Below are 19,143 nucleotides of genomic sequence, written 5' to 3' on the forward strand. Positions count from 1 at the left end.
AAATGGGATATACAAACGAACATGTTGATTTATATCTACTCGGAAAAAACTATTTAGCATATGATTTTTTAGGTTCACATTTGAATAAAAATGAGCAGGGTGAAGTTGTATCAACAACATTCACAGTTTATGCACCAAACGCTAAAGAAGTTAGACTCATCTCAAGTGATAATAACTTTGAAGGTTGGAAACATGTTTTAACTAAAATTCACCCTCAAGGTATATGGTCAATCACGATTCCAAGAAATTTAGAATGGGTAACATACCGATATGAAATTCATTTAAATAACGGAAAAGTACTTTACAAATCGGATCCATTTGCTTATTTTGCAGAAGAAAGACCTGCAAATGCATCTAAAGTATATGATATCGATGGATATCAATGGCATGATCAGGATTGGTTTAGGTTAAAGAAAAAAGTTTATCAAGAACCAATGTTGATCTATGAAGTTCACTTAGGTTCATGGAAACGAGATCATGGTAAATTTAGAAAATATAACGAAGTTGTAGATGATCTAATCTCATATGTAAAAGAACATGGTTTTACTCATATTGAATTAATGCCAATATATGAGCATCCGTTAGATGATTCATGGGGCTATCAAGGTACAGGATTCTTTGCAGCAACATCACGTTATGGTGTACCAAAAGATTTAATGTATTTTATTGATCGTTGTCATCAAGCAGGAATTGGTGTCATTATTGACTGGGTTTTAGGTCATATCAATAAAGATAGTTTTGGATTACATAAATTTGATGGTTCATATTTATATGAATTTGAAAACAAAAAAGTGAGGGAAAATATCACTTGGGGTACCGCAAATTTAGATTTTAATAAAGGTATTACGAAAAGTTTTATGTTATCTGCTCTAAATTTTTGGGTAGATTACTTCCATGTAGATGGATTTAGAATTGATGCAGTCTCTAATTTAATTTATCACCTTGGAAATAAAGATATGGGTGAAAATAGCGGAGCAATTCAATTTGTAAAGGAAATTTCAAATCATTTATTCGCAAAAGATGACAGAATCATTTTTGCTGCAGAAGATTCAACAGATTATCCTAGAGTAACTTGGCCAACAGATGTTGGAGGGCTTGGATTTAATTATAAATGGAATATGGGGTTCATGAATGATACTTTAAAATATTTTAAAGAAGATCCGATTCATAGAAAGTATCATCACGATAAGATTACATTTGGTTTAGTTTACGCGTTCAATGAACAATTCATTTTGCCATTTAGTCATGATGAAGTTGTTCATATGAAAGGTACATTATTAACAAGAATGCCAGGAACATATGAAGATAGGTTTAGAAACTGGCGATTATTAATGACACTTTATATGACTCATCCAGGTAAGAAATTACTATTTATGGGTCAAGAATTTGCACAAGTTGCAGAATGGGATTTTAAAAAAGAATTAGATTGGAATTTACTTCAATATCCAATTCATGATGCTGCAAAAAGATATTTTAGAGATTTAGCTTTAGTTTATCGTCATCACGATGCATTATATCGATATGACCACAATGAAAAAGGATTTAAATGGTTAATTGTTGATCACAGAGATTCTTCAGTATTTGCATATCTTAGAAGTAGTGATTTAGAGGACTTGGTAGTTGTTTTAAATATGACACCAGTATTTTATGATCACTATGAAATAGGTGTACCTTTTGATGGTTATTATGAAGAAATATTAAATTCAGATAAGGATATTTATGCAGGTGGTAACCAATATAATGGTGCACTTATTAAAGCAATCCCTGAAGGTAGAAATGGCCAACCTTACCATATCAAAGTTAAATTAGGTAGTTTAACAGGTTTAATCCTACGACATAAAAAATAGGAAATCGATCGGTTTCCTATTTGGTTGATTTTCTTTCAACGAGTTCAACATCCATGACTTCATGAAGAGTATCAAGTTCAACACCTCGAATAAGTCTTGTAAGGTTGATAAATGCTTGTTTACCTAAAAGATTAATTGGTTGACTGATTGAGGTCATTGGTGGGTTTACCCAAGCACAGAATGGTGTGTTATCATAACCAATAATTTGGACATCTTCTGGAATTTTCTTACCAAGTTTTTGTAAGACAGAAGAAATAACTAGTGCTAAGGTATCAGAGTAAGCAAAGATACCATCAATGTGTGGATTAGCTTTTAAAATTTGTTCAATTAATTTCACGTCTGGTGAAATTAAATCGAAGTCGAAGACATCAGCATGAAGACCATGTTTCTTAAGTTCCTTATTAAAACCAAGCGTTCTTTCAATGGTTGTCATTAAAAATGAAGGTCCACGGAATACTGCAAGATTCTTCGCACCACCTTTGATTAAACGTTTCGCAGCAAGTTCACCAGCTTTGACAGAGTCAGCTGTGATTGATGGAATGTTTTCATCTAGGATGTGGTCAATCGTAATAATTGGTACTTTCATTTCATCAAGTTTTGAAGCGTTTTGGAAATTAGATGCAATGATAATCCCTTCAATATTATATTGTTCAAAGAATTTGATATATTCAAGTTCGCGTTCAGGATCATCTTGAACGTTAAAGAACATGATTTTATAACCATTTGCTTGTGCTTGAGCTTCGATAGATTCTAAAAGTTCACCATAAAAGTAAGGTCCAATATGTGGGACAATTACTGCAATAATTTTAGATGAACGATTCGTTAAGCTTCTTGCAAGTTGATTAGGTACAAAGCCTAAATCCTTAATTGTCTTTTCAATCAAATCTTTAGTTTCTTCATGCACATAACCTTTACGGTTAATCACGCGAGATACGGTTGAAATTGATACATTTGCTTTTTTAGCAACATCTTTAATGGTAGGTTTCATTGTATTCCTCCCTAACACATTCATTTTATCATATTCAATTAAAAGTTAAAGACATTAAAAGAAAGAGAGTCTCATCATGAAAGCATTTATTGATGATTTCAATTTAGTTAGAATTGAATCAAAAGAATATATCTGGTCTATCGGTATAGAAAGTTACCAACTTTATTGGTCAAAAAATGAAGATGGTAATCAATATTTTAAAGTAGATAAACCGTTAAATCTACAAAAAGTTGATCATATTTGGATCAATGAAGTTAAATATCCACTTGGAATTGGAGTCGTTACATTATTAAAAAGTTTTGATAAAAAGTTCCGATATGATGGACCGCTTGGTGTGAACTATCAAAAATCATACACTGAGTTTTTTGTCTTTTCACCTGTTGCAAAAGAAATGTTTGTGGTCATTGATGGAATACCATATGAAATGTCTTATGAAGAACCTGTTTGGACAGCAAAAGTAGAAGGGGATTTAGAAGGCAAACCATATGTTTATCGCGTAAGACTTGTTGACCAATTTGCTGATGTGAAAGACCCATATACAGTTGCTGCTAATTTAACGGATTCAATTATTATTGATCCAGCTAAGTTAAATAAACAAATTTTTGATTATGTACCATTAAAAAAATATACAGATGCAGTTATTTATGAAGGTCATGTCAGAGATATGACCATTCATTTAGATGTGATTGATAAAGGGCTATTTGATGGTTTAAGTCAACCTGCACCATCGCTTGGAACATCTGTTTTAGGTTATATTAAAAATTTAGGAATTACACACTTACAATTGTTACCTGTTTTTGACTTTTATGGTGTAGACGATATAAATAAAGAAAAAGCATACAACTGGGGTTATAACCCAATGCAATATTTTGCAGTTGAAGGTTGGTATTCTAAAGATCCAAATGATCCTTATATGCGAATCAATGAATTTAGAAATTTAGTCGATGAGGCACATAAATTAAATTTAGGTATTGTCATGGATGTAGTCTATAACCATGTATACGAACGCGCATTATTCCCATATGATCAATTAGTTCCAGGATACTTTTTCAGACACGATCGTCACTTCCAACCAACACATTCATGTTATTTAGAAAATGATGTTGAAACGACAAATTATATGGTTCGTCGATTAATTATTGACTCACTTGTTCATTTTGTTAAGAATTATAAAGTCGATGGTTTCCGTTTTGACTTAATGGGTTTAATGGATGTTGATACATTAAATCAAGCTGAAATGATTTTAAGAAAAATTAATCCTTCAATCATTTTATATGGTGAAGGTTGGAATATGGATTCTGCAATTAACAAGAATTTAAGAAGTAATATGAATAATCAACATTTGATGCCAAAAATTGGACATTTCAATGATTTTTATAGAAACTTATTTAAAGGTCCATTACACACGACACAACTTGGTTATGCAACAGGGTCTAAACATGACTTTGAGAAAGTATTGTTAGGTTTAACTGGTTCAAGTCACATGTTTAATTTACCGACTAAGTCATTAAACTATGTGGAATGTCATGACAATATGACATTCTTTGATACGCTTGCTTTTAATTATAAAGATGAAGTTAAAAAGAAGATGTATCAAGATTTTGTGAATCATCTAATTGCCATTTCTATAGGTGTACCATTCTATCATGCAGGGCAAGAAATGTATCGTACGAAGTTTGGTGAAGAAAATTCATATCAAAGTTCAGATGACATCAATGCTATAAGATGGTATGATTATAGTAGTATTTCAAAATTTAAGAAGATTTTAAGATTACGTAAAAAATACAAACTTTATCGTATGGATAAATACCCTAAAAAGGAAGTTCAAACTGCAATCTTGGAAGATTACATCTACTATGCTTTAAAAGGTGATGGTTATATTTTAGAACATTACTTAAAAAATGACTTCAAATCATCCACTTTAAAAGTAGATGGTGATTTAATCTTTAATTCGCAACGTGTTAAGAAAGACAATGGGTTATTAATTTTAGATAAACCAGGTGTTTATATTGTAAGAAAGAAGTTAGGTAAAAAATCATGAGTTATTACATTGGTGTAGATGTTGGTGGAACCAACATTCGTATGGGTTTAGTTGATGAAAATTTAAATATCTTACATGAAGAAAAATATGCTTCAAGTAAGTATGCTCCTGAACTATCAAATCTATTAAAACAATATGTTGAAAAACACAAGGCAAAAGGTCAAATTAAGGCCATTTCTTTAGGTTTTCCTGGTTTAGTCGATCAAGAAACAAGAACTGTACTGCATACACCGAATGAACGCCGTTTTGAAGGTTCATATCTAATGGATTTAGAAAAAGAACTTTCTATTCCTATTGTTATTGGAAATGACGTCAATGTCTTATTAATGTATGATGCAGATTTCTTTGGTATAGATAAGAATAAATCTGTTTTAGGATTTTATCTTGGAACTGGATTTGGAAATGCTATCCGTATTAAAGGTGAACTCTATCAAGGTGAATTTGGTGCTGCTGGTGAGATTGGTCATGTACCGGCTTATGCATCAGGAATTGAATTTGATGCTGAAAAACAACCGGATTTAGAACAACTGGTATCAGGCTTTAACTTAATTGAAATTCATAAGAAAAATTTTGCAGATTCACCATTTGAATCATTATTTGTTGATCATTTCAATTCAAAAGAAATTCAAATATATTTACATATCTTAGCTTTTTATATTGCAACAGAAATTACTATTCTTGATATTCCTACCATCATTTTAGGTGGTGGTGTGATTATGAGCGAGCAATTTCCAAAAGACTACTTAGAAAGTTTAATTAAGAAAAACTTATTTAGTAAATTAACAAAAGATAATTTTAAAGTGTATTATGCACAAGCAGATGTTAAATCTGGTATTCTTGGTGCAACTATATATGCAGAAAGATATTTAAAAAATTTAACAAAATAAATTTTACAAAGGAGCTTTCTATGAAGGTCTTACTATACTCTCAAAAACAAAGTATGTTAAAAAGATCTGGCATTGGCCGTGCTTTTTATCATCAAAAGAAAGCTTTAGAATCTGTTGGTATTGAATATACGACTGATCCAAAGGATACATATGATTTGGTTCATGTTAATATAGCACATTCTAAAGTTATTCGTCAGTTTAGAAAGAAATATCCTGTGATTGTCCATGGACATTCCACAGTGCAAGACTTCAGAAGAAGTTTCGCTATGTGGCGTTTTATTGCACCATTTTTCTACAAACATTTACAAAACATTTATCGTGATGCAGATTTAATCATCACACCGACGAGATATTCAAAATTCTTAATTGAATCGATGCATGTTGTTAAAGCACCTGTACTCGCGATTTCAAATGGTATCCATTTACCTGATTATGCGCATGATGAAAAGAAAATTCAAGCATTTAGAGAGCGTTTTAATTTAAAACCTGATCAAAAGGTAGTTATCGGTGTTGGATTACTTTTTGAACGTAAAGGTATCCATGATTTTATAGAAGTTGCAAGAACATTACCCGATGTGACATTTATTTGGTTTGGTGGATTACCGGGTTATATGATGACACACTTCATCAGAAAAGCCATTAAACGTAAACCTAAAAATGTGATTATGGCTGGTTATGTCGAAGGTGATGTCATGAAAGGTGCATTCCAAGGTGCAACCTGTATGTTCTTCCCAAGTTATGAAGAAACAGAAGGCATTGTTGTTCTTGAAGCTCTAGCATCTCGATTACCAATCATTATTCGTGATATTCCTGTTTATTACGATTGGTTATTTGACAAGAAACACGTATTTAAAGGACATAACAATTATGAGTTCAAGATGATGATTGAATCATTATGTAAAAATGATGTTCAGTCTGTCGTAGATGAAGGTTATAAAATCGTTGAGGAACGTTCAATCGAAAAAGTTGGTATTGAATTAAAAGCAGCATATGAAAAAGTATTAGAAATGAAAAAGAACACACGATGAAAAGACACTTAAAAAATCAAGTAATCAGAATTGTATATATGAGTTTATTTGTTAACGTTTTACTTACGGCAAGCAAATTAACTTTTGGATATCTATATAAATCTGCATCCATGGTATCGGATGGATTTAATTCCATGAGTGATATCATTATTTCAATCGGTATGATTATCACACTGAAAGTTGCAAGTAAAGCAGCAGATATGAATCACCCGTATGGCCATCAAAAGTATGAAGGTATTATGTATCTTTTACTTGGTGTCATTGTTTTTGCAACTGGTGGATTTATTGGATTTGAAAGCTTGATACAAATTATCAATAATACACATCAATTACCGACAAGTGAAGTTGTCGTTTTTGCATTCATATCAGTAGTTGTTAAATTAGGACTTGCTGGTCTTAACTTATATGGACTTAAAAAATATAAAACCCCGGCATTAAAAGCAGAAACTGTTAATCATATGACAGATATTTTAGTATCTAGTTTAGTATTAGTTTCAGTATTGTTAGCAACAACATTTAATTTAGAATCTGAACACTATGTTGCAATTGTCATTGCAGGATTTATTTTATTTGCAGGTTTTAAACTCATCAAGGAAGGTATTTCATTTATCGTTGATGAAGCACCGGATAAAGATACATATACGGAAATTAGAAATGAAATTAAATCAATTTCAGGTGTGATTTCAATTGATATGTTAAAAATGCGAAAACACGTCAATTATCTCTATATTGATGCTGAAATTGGTGTTGATGATCGTTTATCTTTAAAAAGTGCACATCAAATATCGGAAGATGTTCATGATCATATTGAAGAAAAATATCCTTTCGTGCTTCATATCATGATTCACGTCAACCCAGTTAAAAAAGGAGAATAGTATGGAATATTTTGTCTTATCAAATGGATTAAAAATTCCAAAAGTTGGTATGGGTACCAACACCTTTGGAAAAGCAGGAAATGATTTCCACGGAGAAATCAACATGGATACCAAAGAATTACTTTGGGCATATGAAAATGGCTATCGATTAGTTGATACTGCTATTGCTTATCGTAACGAAGCAGTTATTGGGAAATCAATTAAAGAATCCGGTTTAAATCGTGAGGAAATCTTCGTCACATCTAAAATTCCAATGCGTGATGAAAATGTTGGAACGGATTTACTCATTGAAAAATCTATTCAAACCTCAATTGAAAAAGTTGGTGATTATATTGATCTTTATTTAATTCATCATCCCAGTGAAAATGAGAAGAATCTTCAAGTATGGCAACATCTTGAAAGATCCTACGAAAAAGGATTATTTAAAGCAATCGGTGTATCTAACTTTAATGAAGAACAACTGACCTATTTAATAGAAAATGCAAAAATTAAACCAATGGTTAATCAAATTGAATCTAATCCTGCAAAATTCAATCATGAATTAATTAAATTCTGTTTAAAAAATCAAATCTTACCAGAAGCATGGGGACCGTTAGATCCTGTTCCAAATAAAGAAGTTTTAGAAAAGATTGGTCTTAAATACGGAAAAAGTTGGGCTCAGGTCTTATTAAGATATCAAATTGAACGTGGTGTGCTTGTGATACCGAAGAGTCATAACAAAGAGAGACAAAAACAAAATCTTGAGATCTTTGATTTTGCATTAGATGAAGCGGATATTGAGGAAATTGAGGGATAATTTGTGATTAAAGTTTTGAAACACATTTTATTTTTTATCATGTTATAATATATAAGGTTATAGTTTAGAAGGAGATCACTATGAAATTTGAAAAATTATCAAGCAACCGTGTAAAGTTCACATTTACTGTTACACCACATGAATTCGAACATGCATTAGAACATGCATTCCATCATATTAAAGATGATATCGAAATCAAAGGTTTCAGAAAAGGTCATGTTACACGTGCTATCTATGAAAAGAAATTTGGTGCAAATGCACTTTATCCAGATGCATTAAATCATGCAATTGGTCACAAATTCGATGACGCTTTAGCTGTTAAAGAATTTACAATCGTATCAGACCCATCAAATATTGATTTTAACTGGGATTTAGTTGGTAAAGGGGATTTCGATATTTCATTCGAAGTTGCTATTAAACCAGAAGTTACACTTGGAGATTACAAAGGTATCGAAGTTGCTAAAGTAGATACTACAGTTTCAACTGAAGAAGTTAAAGCTGAAATTGATTCTTTACTTAAACGTGGTGCTTCACTTGAACCTAAAGCAGAAGGTGCTTTAGAAACAGGCGATACTGCAATCTTTGATTTCGAAGGATTCTTAGATGGTGTGCCATTTGAAGGTGGTAAGGCTGAAAACTTCTCACTAGAAATTGGTTCAGGTCAATTTATCCCTGGATTCGAAGAAGGCATGATTGGTTTATTACCTGGCGAAGAACGTGATGTAAATGTCACATTCCCAGAACAATACGGTGCAGAACACTTAGCTGGTAAACCTGCAGTATTTAAAGTTAAACTACATGAAATCAAAGTTTCAAAAGGTGCAGAATTAAATGATGAATTCGTTCAATCATTAAACCGTGAAGGTGTATCAACAGTTGCAGAACTTGAAGCTGCAATTGCAAACGATATGATTGAAGCAAAAGAAAAAGATGCTAAGAGTCAATTAACTGAATCAGTTGTTGAAAAAGTCGTAGCAAATGCATCAGTAGATGTTCCACAAGAAATGTTTGATCAAGAAGTTGCGAACTTCAAGAAAAACATTGAAAATCAAGCTAAACAATATCAACTTGATTTACAAACTTACATTCAATTATCTGGACTTGATGAAGCATCATTCGAAGCACAAGCACAAGAACAAGCTCAACGTCGTGTTCTACAATCATTAGTGATTGAAGCAGTTGCTAAGAAAGAAGGCTTTGGTGCGACAGTTGATGAATTATCAGCACGTTACGCTGAACTTGCTCAACTTTACAAGATGCCTGTTGATGAAATCAAAAAGTACATTACAGATGATTTAGTAACTAACGATATCGCATTCGAAAAAGCACTTAACTTCTTAGTTGAATCAGCTGTTCAAAAATAATTCATAAACCCCTAAAACTTAGGGGTTTTAATTTACAAATATTTCACATAATAAAAAATTGGCACTCATGCATTATGATTGCTAATTGACAATTTTGTATTATAATATATAATATAGAATATCACTTAGAGAAAGGGATGAAATTATATGGAATTACAAACAAGTTTACCGGCCGTTATCGTCCGTGGTATCGTACCTCTTCCCAACAATGATTTTCGAATTGAAGTTGGAAGAAAAGTATCCCTTAGAGCCATTGAAGAAGCTGAAAAAAGTTTCTCATCTTTCGTACTGATTCTTGTTCAAAAGAACCCTTTAATCGAAAATCCAACGACAGCAGACATTGAAAAGTACGGTGTACTAGCTAAAGTTGCAATGAAGATTAAATTGCCAAATGACAATTATAAAGTCAAATTTAATATTGTATCGCGTGTGAGAGTGAATGAATATTTCTTAACGGATCCTTATTTTGTTGCTGATTATGAAGAAGTTAATACAATCGTTGGTAATCAAGATGAAGAAGCGACATTGATCAAAATGATTGCAACTGAAACACTTGCTAATGGCAATCAATTACTTAATAATGCACAACAAACCAATGAACAACTTCAATCAGGTTTATCTGTTGAAAAATTAGCAGACATTTTAGCATTTAATTTAAGAACTCAAGATACTGAAAAGTATAAATACTTAGCAGAACTCGATTTAAATAAACGCTTAAAATTAATTTTAGAAGACATTTCTAAGTTAAAGATGATTGCTGATTTGGAACAAAGAATTAATGATGATGTTAAGAAAGCAATTGATGAAAATCAAAAAGAATATTATCTTCGAGAAAAAATGCGTGCAATCCAAAACGAACTTGGTGATAAAGCGAAAAAAGAAGATGAAATCGATGCTTTAAGAGAAGCGATTAAAAAGGCTAAAATGCCTAAGAATATAGAAGAAAAAGCACTTCAAGAATTATCACGTTATCAATCAACACCTTCTGCAATGGCAGAAAGTCAAATTATTAAGACTTACCTTGATTTCTTAGTAGCATTACCATGGAAGAAAGCAAGTAAAGACTTAAATGTACTACAAAAGGTACAAGAAAAATTAGATAAAAACCACTACGGCTTAGAAAAGGTCAAAGAAAGAATTATTGAATATCTAGCTGTTAAAATTATGACTGGTAGAAATCCACAGACAATTCTATGTTTCTACGGACCTCCTGGGGTTGGTAAAACATCACTTGCGATTTCAATTGCTGAAGCACTTGGACGTAAGTTTGTTAAACAATCACTTGGTGGTGTTAAAGATGAATCTGAAATCAGAGGTCACAGAAGAACGTATGTAGGGGCAATGCCTGGTCGTATCTTAAAAGGTATGAAAGATGCAGGTACTGTTAATCCAGTCTTCTTACTTGATGAAATCGATAAGATGGCAAGTGATTATAGAGGTGACCCTGCTTCTGCAATGCTTGAAGTTTTAGACCCAGAACAAAACTCTAAATTCTCAGATCATTATTTAGAAGAACCATATGATTTATCACAAGTATTATTTATTACAACTGCTAACTATTTAGAAAATGTTCCAGCTCCTCTTCGTGACAGAATGGAAATTGTTGAATTATCAAGTTACACAGAACATGAGAAAGTTCAAATTGCCAAGAATCACTTATTAACTAAACAACTTTCTGCACATGGTCTTGATAAAGAAAAATTCAATATTGATGATGAAACAATTTACTTCATTATTCGTCACTATACGAGAGAAGCAGGTGTTCGTGAACTTAACCGTTACATTGGATCTTTAGTTCGTAAAGCAATTAAAGAAATCTTAATGGGTGAAGTTAACATTGTAACAATCAACAAAGAAAATGTTCAAAAATATATTGGTAAACCTAAATTCAATCATAATATGATTGATGAGCAAGAACAAATTGGTGTTGTTACAGGTTTAGCATATACAGCATTTGGTGGTGACACATTACCTGTTGAAGTAACTTATTATAAGGGTAAAGGTCAACTTGTTTTAACAGGTAAATTAGGTGATGTCATGAAAGAATCAGCAATGACTGCCCTATCTTATGTGAAATCACATGCCGCTGAATATAATTTAGATCCTACAATTTTTGAAACAAATGACTTCCATGTTCACGTTCCAGAAGGTGCCGTTCCAAAAGATGGTCCATCTGCAGGTGTTACAATGGCAACAGCTATCATGTCAGCTGCATCTAATAAATTTGTTAAAAAAGATGTTGGTATGACAGGTGAAATTACACTTCGTGGTTACGTTCTACCAATTGGTGGATTAAAAGAAAAAGCAATTGCAGCACACAGAAGTGGATTAAAAACAATTCTTATTCCAAAGGAAAATACAAGAGACATCGAAGATATTCCACAAGAAGTTAGAGATGAACTTAAAATTATCCCAGTAGAAAAAATCTCAGATGTATTCCAAAACGCATTAAAGTAAAGATAAGAATGGATGTAGAAGATACATCCATTTTTTACGGTTTACATGGTAAAATAGAAAGTGGTGATTAGATGATTAAAAACGCAGAATTTATAACTTCAGTCGTTGGAGGAGACAATCTTCCAAATGATAATTTGCCGCACATTTTACTTCTTGGTAGATCAAATGTAGGTAAGTCATCATTGATTAATGCACTTACAAATAGAAAGAATTTAGCGCGTGTATCAGCAACACCTGGTAAAACAATTACACTCAATTTATTCTTGCTTGATAAGAGTTTATATTTAGTGGATGCACCAGGGTATGGTTATGCAAGACGTAGCAAAACTCAAACAGCAACATTCTTAAAAATGATTACATCATTTATTGAGAAAAATCATAATTTAAAGCAGATTTTTTTATTGATAGATTTTAAAGTGGGACCTACTTTAGATGATTTAGAAATCTATCGTAATTTGTTACCGCTTGATATTCCACTTGTGATTGTTGCTACTAAATATGACAAGATTCCAACAACACGCCGTCAAAAACAAAGAAAAGTAATCGAATCTTTATATACTCAAGGACAAAAAATATATTATACATCCAGTGAAGACAAGATAAATATTGATCATTTAAGTCTAGAAATTGAAAATATCTATTTTAAAGAGGGGACTCAGAATGAAAACGAATAAAATCTCTATTATTGGCGCAGGTAATGTCGGTGCAGCAACAGCGTTTGCACTTATGATGAATAAAGTCGCATCAGATATTGTAATGTATGATATAGATCATAAAAAAGCAGAGGGTGAAGCCTTGGATATTTTCCAAGGGACTTCTTTAGTGGCACCAGTTGATGTTGTTGCTGGATCAATTGAAGATACTAAAGACTCTGATATTGTTGTTATTACTGCAGGTGCTGCTCAAAAACCTGGTGAGACAAGACTTGACTTAGTCAATAAAAATATCGCAATCTATCAAAAATTAATTCCAGAAATTGTTAAGTATAATCCTCACACAATTTTACTTGTTGTATCAAATCCGGTGGATATTTTAACCTATGTAACTTGGAAGATTTCAGGTTTCCCTAGTGAGCGAGTTATTGGTTCAGGTACGGTACTTGATACATCGCGTTTTAAGTCAGCAATTGGTCGTGCATTTGATATTGATGCAAGAAACGTACATGGTTACATCATTGGCGAACATGGTGACAGTGAAATTGCTGTATATTCAAAGACTACCATTGGTGTGATTACATTTGACGAATATTTTAAGAGTCAAAAAATCAAAGAAAAAGGCTTTAAAACTAGAATTGCTGCTGAAGTTAAAAACGCAGCTTATGAAATCATTCAAAGAAAAGGTTATACAAATTATGCAGTTGCTGTTGCAGTTGCAAGAATTTGTACAGCCATTTTAAGAGATGAAAGATCGATTCTAACAACATCTTCATATTTAACAGGTGAATATCATGTTGATGATGTCTATATTTCAACACCGACAGTGATTGGTAGAAGTGGTGTTGCTAAAATTTTAGAATTTGATTTAGATGCAGATGAACAAATTGCTTTTGAAGAATCTGCAAATATTATTAAAGGCATACTTAAAGCATCAACATTAGAAAAATAACAGGAGGAAAATCTATGCGTATCGTTGTGATTGGTGCATCTGGATTTGTCGGTGAAAAAGTGGTCAATGAAGCACTTTTAAGAGGACATCAAGTCGATGCAATCTATCGAAGAAACAAAATTGCTGAAAGAGATAATTTAACTCAGCATAAAATGACCATCTTTGATGTAAGTGATTTTGAAAAAATCATTGAAAAAGCAGATTACGTTATTTCGGCATATAATCCTGGTTATTACCATGTTGCTCAAAAAGAACGTTATTTAGATGGTTATGAAGTGATCTTTAATACGGTTAAAAAATTAAATAAAAAAATCGTTGTTGTCATTGGTGCAACAACACTTATTCAATATGATGGTGAAACAGTTAGACAGGGATTCTTTCCTAAACCTTGGTTAAAAGCTTTAGAGGGACCAGATGCAGTTTATGAAAAGTATAAAAATGATTCATCACTTCAAGTTTCATTTATTTCACCTGCAGCAGAACTTATCGAAGGTGAAAGAACTGGAAAGTTTGGAATTGGTAAAGATCATTTACTTTATGATAGCAATTTAGAGTCTAGAATTTCAGTTCAAGATTTAGCGTATGCAATCTTAGATGAAGTTGAGAATCCAAAGCATTTAGGGTCACGTTTTACCATTGCATATCAATAACATTTTAGATATAATATAATAAAGCATTGAAGTGAAGGAGTAATTATTTTACAGCTTTAAGAGACAAGTTGGTTGGTGAAAAACTTGATTGTAAATAATGAAAGTCGTCATGGAGCTATTTTAGTGAAAATTTAAGTAACTAAAATCGGGTTGTGCCGTTATCCATGAATGAAGTGCGCGACATATGTTGCGAACTAAGGTGGTACCGCGAATTTATTCGTCCTTAGACTATAAGTCTAGGGACTTTTTCTTTTAAGAGGTGAAAGGTATGTTACCTGAATTAATCGGCAAACGCATTATCTTAAGACCACCAAGACAATCTGATCTTGTCTCGTTTTTCTATTATGCATCTAAACCAAGTGTCGGGCCATCTGCAGGATGGTTTCCACATCAAAATTTAGATGAAACGAGAAAAGTCTTGGATTTATTCATTAGAGAAGAAAATATATTTGCGATTACGATCAAACCACATGATGTGATGGTGGGTACAATTGGATTTCATAATAGACAAATTGATCAAGTGAATGGTGAAGGTTGTGAAATTGGATTTGCACTGGATGATACCTATTGGAATAAAGGTTATATGACAGAAGCAGTGAAAATCATTATCGATTATGCATTCACTATGTTAAAGTTTGATTATTTAATGGTCTCACATGCAGATTTCAACCTTGCAAGTAAAAAAGTAATCGAAAAGTGTGGTTTCACTTTTAAATATAAAACCCATAAAACAATTATTGAAAATCCTGAAATATCAGAATTGTGGTATTACAAAATGACAAAGGAGGACTATTTCCAAAATGAAAAAAGAACTATCAACTAAGTACGATTTTAAACAAGTTGAAGAAGGTCGTTATCAGTTCTGGCTAGATAATGAGTTTTTTAAAGCTGGAAAAGATCAAAGAAAAACACCATTTACTATCGTTATTCCGCCGCCAAACGTTACCGGTAAATTACATTTAGGTCACGCTTGGGATAACACATTACAAGATATTATTATTCGTCGTAAACGTATGCAAGGTTTTGATGCACTTTATCTACCTGGTATGGACCACGCTGGACTTGCAACTCAAGCCAAAATTGATGAACGCTTAAGAGCACAAGGTTTATCACGTCATGACATGGGTCGTGAAAAATTCATGGAAAAAGCTTGGGAATGGAAAGAAGAGTATGCTGGTCACATTAAAAAACAATGGGCTGCATTAGGACTTTCAGTTGACTATTCTAAAGAACGCTTTACATTAGATGATAAATTAAATGAAGCAGTTAATGAAGTATTCATTAAACTTTATGAAAAAGGTTGGATTTACCGTGGTAACCGTATTATTCAATGGGATGTTGAAGCTAAGACTGCACTTTCTAATATTGAAGTTGAATATGAAGAAACACAAGGTAAACTTTATCACTTAAGATATCCATTTGTTGATGGTTCTGGTTATATGGTCATTGCAACCACACGTCCTGAAACGATGTTTGCAGACCAAGCATTAATGGTTCATCCTGAGGATGAAAGATATCAAAAATATATTGGTAAACTTGTAACAATTCCTGGAACTAAAGTAGAAATCCCAGTTATTGCAGATAGTTATGTTGATATGTCATTTGGTACTGGGGTTGTTAAAGTAACACCTGCGCATGATCCTAACGACTTTGAAGTTGGTATTAGACACAATCTTGCTATGCCGCTTTGTATGGATGAATCTGGTAAGATGAACGAAATGGCATTCAAATACCAAGGTATGGATAGATTTCAATGCAGAAAACAAGTGATGGAAGATTTAAAAGATATTAACTTAGTAGAAAAAATTGAAGACTATGTTCACCAAGTTGGTTACTCAGAACGTACAGGTGTTATGGTTGAACCTAGATTATCTTTACAATGGTTTGTTCGTATGAAAGAACTTTCTGAACAAGTGTTAAATAACCATAAGGTTGAATTTGTTCCAGAAAGATTTAAAAAGACATTTGAAAACTGGTTAACTGGTATATATGACTGGACAATTTCACGTCAAATTTGGTGGGGTCATAGAATTCCTGCTTGGTTTAAAGGTGATGAAGTTAAAGTTCAAGTTGAGTCACCTGGTGAAGAATGGGTTCAAGATGAGGATTCACTTGATACATGGTTCTCATCTGCACTTTGGCCGTTTTCAACATTAGGTTGGCCAGATATTAAAGATCCTTTATATCAAAGATACTATCCAACAGATGTACTTGTAACAGGCTATGACATCATTTTCTTCTGGGTAGCTAGAATGATGATGCAAGGTTTAGAATTTACAGGTAAAGACCCATTCAAAACAGTTTTACTGCATGGTTTAATTAGAGATGAACAAGGCAGAAAGATGAGTAAATCTTTAGGCAATGGTGTCGATCCAATGGATGTTATCGCTGAATATGGTATTGATGCGTTAAGATTCTTTATCGTATCAAATTCAGCACCAGGTATGGATACACGTTATGATATTAAAAAGGTTGAAGCTGCTTGGAATTTAATTAACAAACTATGGAATATTACAAGATTTGTTACAATGAACATTGATGATATCAATGTTAAGATTGATGCATCTAAATTAACAATGATTGATAAGTGGATCTTAACTCGTCTTTCAAATGTCATTGAAGATGCAGATAAGTTCTATGATAAATATGAATTTAATGAAGTTTCCAGAGTTTTACAAAACTTTGTTTGGGATGAATTTGCAAGTTGGTATTTAGAATTAGCAAAAGTCTCATTACAAGATCCAGCATTAAAAGTAAATACACAAGCTGTACTTTTATATGTCTTAAAAGCAATCCTAAAACTCATGCATCCATTCATACCATTTGTTACTGAAAAACTTTTCTTAGATATTTATGATGAACGATCAATCATGGTTTCAGATTGGCCAACACCAGAATATCGTTTTGATAGTGTAGATCAATTTAATGAAATGGCTGATGCGATTGTTAAGGTACGTAATTTACGTGCAGAATACAAAGTAATACCATCTAAAAAGTTAAAAATTTCACTTTCATTTAGAGATCAAAGTTTACTTGATGCAATGAAAAAATATGAAGTATACTTCATAAAATTCTTAAATACAGAAGAATTAAACTTTGAATTGAATAAAACAGATGACAAATCTGTTTTAGTTGCAGGAGCAAATATTAACATTTATGTTAAAAAAGAAGGATTAATCGATCTTGCAGCTGAAAAAGAAGCATTATTAAAACAAAAAGATACTTTAGAGAAAGAAATTGCACGTTCTAAAGGTTTATTATCAAACGAAAGCTTTTTAGCTAAAGCTCCAAAAGAAAAACTTGATGTTGAAAAACAAAAATATGAAGACTATCTTAAACAATATGAAGATGTCCTCAAGAAACTAGAGAATCATGTTTAATACACTAAATGATGCTAAAAACTGGGTAGAAACCCAAGTTAAATTTAGACCAAAAGTAAGTTTAGACCACATAAAGAGAGCACTCGCAATGCTCTCTTTAGACTTTAGTGGAATTAATAAAATTCATGTGACAGGTACAAATGGTAAAGGTTCCGTTTGTATGTATACAACAACTGTTTTAGTCGAAGCAGGTTTAAAAGTTGGTACATTCACATCACCTTATCTCATTTCATTTAATGAACGTATAAAACTTAATAATCAAAATATTACGGATGAAGCATTCTTAAAATTATTAAATGAGATTTACGAACTTAATGAAAATTATAAACGAGAAAGTGGAGAAACACTTTCATTCTTTGAACTTTTAACTCTTGCTGCATTAAAATATTTTGCAGAAGAAAAAGTTGATGTGATGGTAATAGAGGTTGGTATTGGTGGTTTACTTGATTCCACAAATATTTTAGATTATGATGTTTCAGTCATCACGAATGTCGGTTTAGAACATACTAAACAGTTAGGTGATACGATTGAAAAAATCACCTATAATAAACTTGGAATTGTAAAGAAAAATCATCATTTAATTACAACAATTGATCCAAAACAACATGCTCAAGTTATTGCTCATTGTCAAAATGTTGGTGCAACTTATCAATTAATTACTGATGAAATGATCAAGACAATTTCAGATTATCCATACATAATCGAATATGATAATAAACAATATGAACTATCACTGTTAGGTGATTATCAAAAATATAATGCTTCGCTTGCTATTGAGGTTGTTAGATATTTATATCCAGAAATTGATGACACCTTAATTTCTAGAGGATTATCTAAAACTATTTATCCTGGACGTTTAGAAACAGTGTTAGACGGTGTGATTATTGATGGTGCACATAACATGCATGCAATAAATGCACTCATTATATCTTTACATTCTGTATTTAAGATGTATAATATACATGTACTATTTAGTGCATTATCTGATAAAGAGCCGTTAACAATGTTAGATGCGTTAAAACCGCATGTCTCCACTATCACAACGACTGCTTTTCCGGATACTCGTTATGTAACTTTAGAAAAACTCCCTTATAATTTTGAAATAGATCCATTAAAAGCTTTGAAAAACTTAATCAAAAACAAAAGAGAAAATGACTTAGTTATCATAACTGGGAGTTTGCACTTTATTGGGTACATGAAAAAGGAAATTATTCCGTATCTATAA

Annotated in this window: 15 protein-coding genes and 1 other annotated feature; of the genes, 14 read left to right on the top strand and 1 reads right to left on the bottom strand. The window is 32.2% G+C overall.

The genetic code is table 11. The features are described from left to right. The first annotated feature begins 2 nt into the window (after positions 1–2). Complete coding sequence (gene glgB / locus JV173_RS01980; protein WP_205734617.1) at positions 3–1,847, top strand: 1,4-alpha-glucan branching protein GlgB; 1,845 nt, start codon at positions 3–5, stop codon at positions 1,845–1,847. Positions 1,848–1,863: 16 nt separating this feature from the next. On the opposite strand, the gene JV173_RS01985 is transcribed toward glgB, so the two are convergent. Continuing rightward, positions 1,864–2,835: a LacI family DNA-binding transcriptional regulator gene (locus JV173_RS01985; protein ID WP_205734618.1), complete on the bottom strand. Its 972-nt coding sequence runs from the start codon at positions 2,833–2,835 to the stop codon at positions 1,864–1,866. Positions 2,836–2,911: 76 nt separating this feature from the next. Between JV173_RS01985 and JV173_RS01990 the strand changes: the two genes are divergently transcribed. The 13 genes from JV173_RS01990 to JV173_RS02050 all read left to right on the top strand — a co-directional run bounded on the left by JV173_RS01990 (position 2,912) and on the right by JV173_RS02050 (position 19,143). Then, positions 2,912–4,876, top strand: a complete 1,965-nt coding sequence (locus JV173_RS01990) for an alpha-amylase family glycosyl hydrolase (RefSeq protein ID WP_205734619.1) — start codon at positions 2,912–2,914, stop codon at positions 4,874–4,876. Beyond that, positions 4,873–5,763, top strand: coding sequence for an allose kinase (alsK, locus tag JV173_RS01995; RefSeq protein ID WP_205734620.1), 891 nt, complete (start codon positions 4,873–4,875; stop codon positions 5,761–5,763). Before JV173_RS01990 ends, alsK begins: the two co-directional genes overlap by 4 nt. Before the next feature lie 20 nt (positions 5,764–5,783). Further along, positions 5,784–6,791 carry a processive diacylglycerol alpha-glucosyltransferase gene (gene dgs, locus JV173_RS02000; protein WP_205734621.1) on the top strand — a complete coding sequence of 336 codons (1,008 nt, stop codon included), beginning with the start codon at positions 5,784–5,786 and terminating at the stop codon, positions 6,789–6,791. Further along, positions 6,788–7,666, top strand: a complete 879-nt coding sequence (locus JV173_RS02005; protein ID WP_205734622.1) for a cation diffusion facilitator family transporter — start codon at positions 6,788–6,790, stop codon at positions 7,664–7,666. Before dgs ends, JV173_RS02005 begins: the two co-directional genes overlap by 4 nt. A gap of 1 nt (position 7,667) precedes the next feature. Beyond that, the gene (locus tag JV173_RS02010) at positions 7,668–8,462 is read left to right on the top strand and encodes an aldo/keto reductase family protein (protein WP_205734623.1); all 795 of its coding nucleotides are present in this window, start codon (positions 7,668–7,670) and stop codon (positions 8,460–8,462) included. A gap of 80 nt (positions 8,463–8,542) precedes the next feature. Then, complete coding sequence (tig, locus tag JV173_RS02015; protein ID WP_205734624.1) at positions 8,543–9,826, top strand: trigger factor; 1,284 nt, start codon at positions 8,543–8,545, stop codon at positions 9,824–9,826. A 147-nt stretch (positions 9,827–9,973) separates the two neighbouring features. Further along, positions 9,974–12,283, top strand: a complete 2,310-nt coding sequence (lon, locus tag JV173_RS02020; RefSeq protein WP_205734625.1) for an endopeptidase La — start codon at positions 9,974–9,976, stop codon at positions 12,281–12,283. Between the two features lie 71 nt (positions 12,284–12,354). After that, positions 12,355–12,957: a ribosome biogenesis GTP-binding protein YihA/YsxC gene (gene yihA, locus JV173_RS02025; RefSeq protein ID WP_205734626.1), complete on the top strand. Its 603-nt coding sequence runs from the start codon at positions 12,355–12,357 to the stop codon at positions 12,955–12,957. Further along, complete coding sequence (locus JV173_RS02030) at positions 12,944–13,888, top strand: L-lactate dehydrogenase (protein WP_205734627.1); 945 nt, start codon at positions 12,944–12,946, stop codon at positions 13,886–13,888. The genes yihA and JV173_RS02030 overlap by 14 nt, the downstream gene beginning before the upstream one ends. Before the next feature lie 14 nt (positions 13,889–13,902). After that, positions 13,903–14,538, top strand: a complete 636-nt coding sequence (locus tag JV173_RS02035) for an NAD(P)-dependent oxidoreductase (protein ID WP_205734628.1) — start codon at positions 13,903–13,905, stop codon at positions 14,536–14,538. A gap of 17 nt (positions 14,539–14,555) precedes the next feature. Further along, positions 14,556–14,766, top strand: a binding site (T-box leader). 40 nt (positions 14,767–14,806) lie between these two features. Next, entirely contained in the window at positions 14,807–15,361 is a 555-nt protein-coding gene (locus JV173_RS02040) for a GNAT family N-acetyltransferase (RefSeq protein WP_205734629.1), read from the top strand. Continuing rightward, positions 15,330–17,918, top strand: coding sequence for a valine--tRNA ligase (locus JV173_RS02045; protein WP_205735431.1), 2,589 nt, complete (start codon positions 15,330–15,332; stop codon positions 17,916–17,918). Before JV173_RS02040 ends, JV173_RS02045 begins: the two co-directional genes overlap by 32 nt. Further along, complete coding sequence (locus JV173_RS02050; RefSeq protein WP_205734630.1) at positions 17,911–19,143, top strand: bifunctional folylpolyglutamate synthase/dihydrofolate synthase; 1,233 nt, start codon at positions 17,911–17,913, stop codon at positions 19,141–19,143. Before JV173_RS02045 ends, JV173_RS02050 begins: the two co-directional genes overlap by 8 nt.

Origin of the sequence: Acholeplasma equirhinis (assembly GCF_017052655.1) — a bacterium.
Lineage (GTDB): Bacteria > Bacillota_I > Bacilli_A > Acholeplasmatales > Acholeplasmataceae > Acholeplasma > Acholeplasma equirhinis.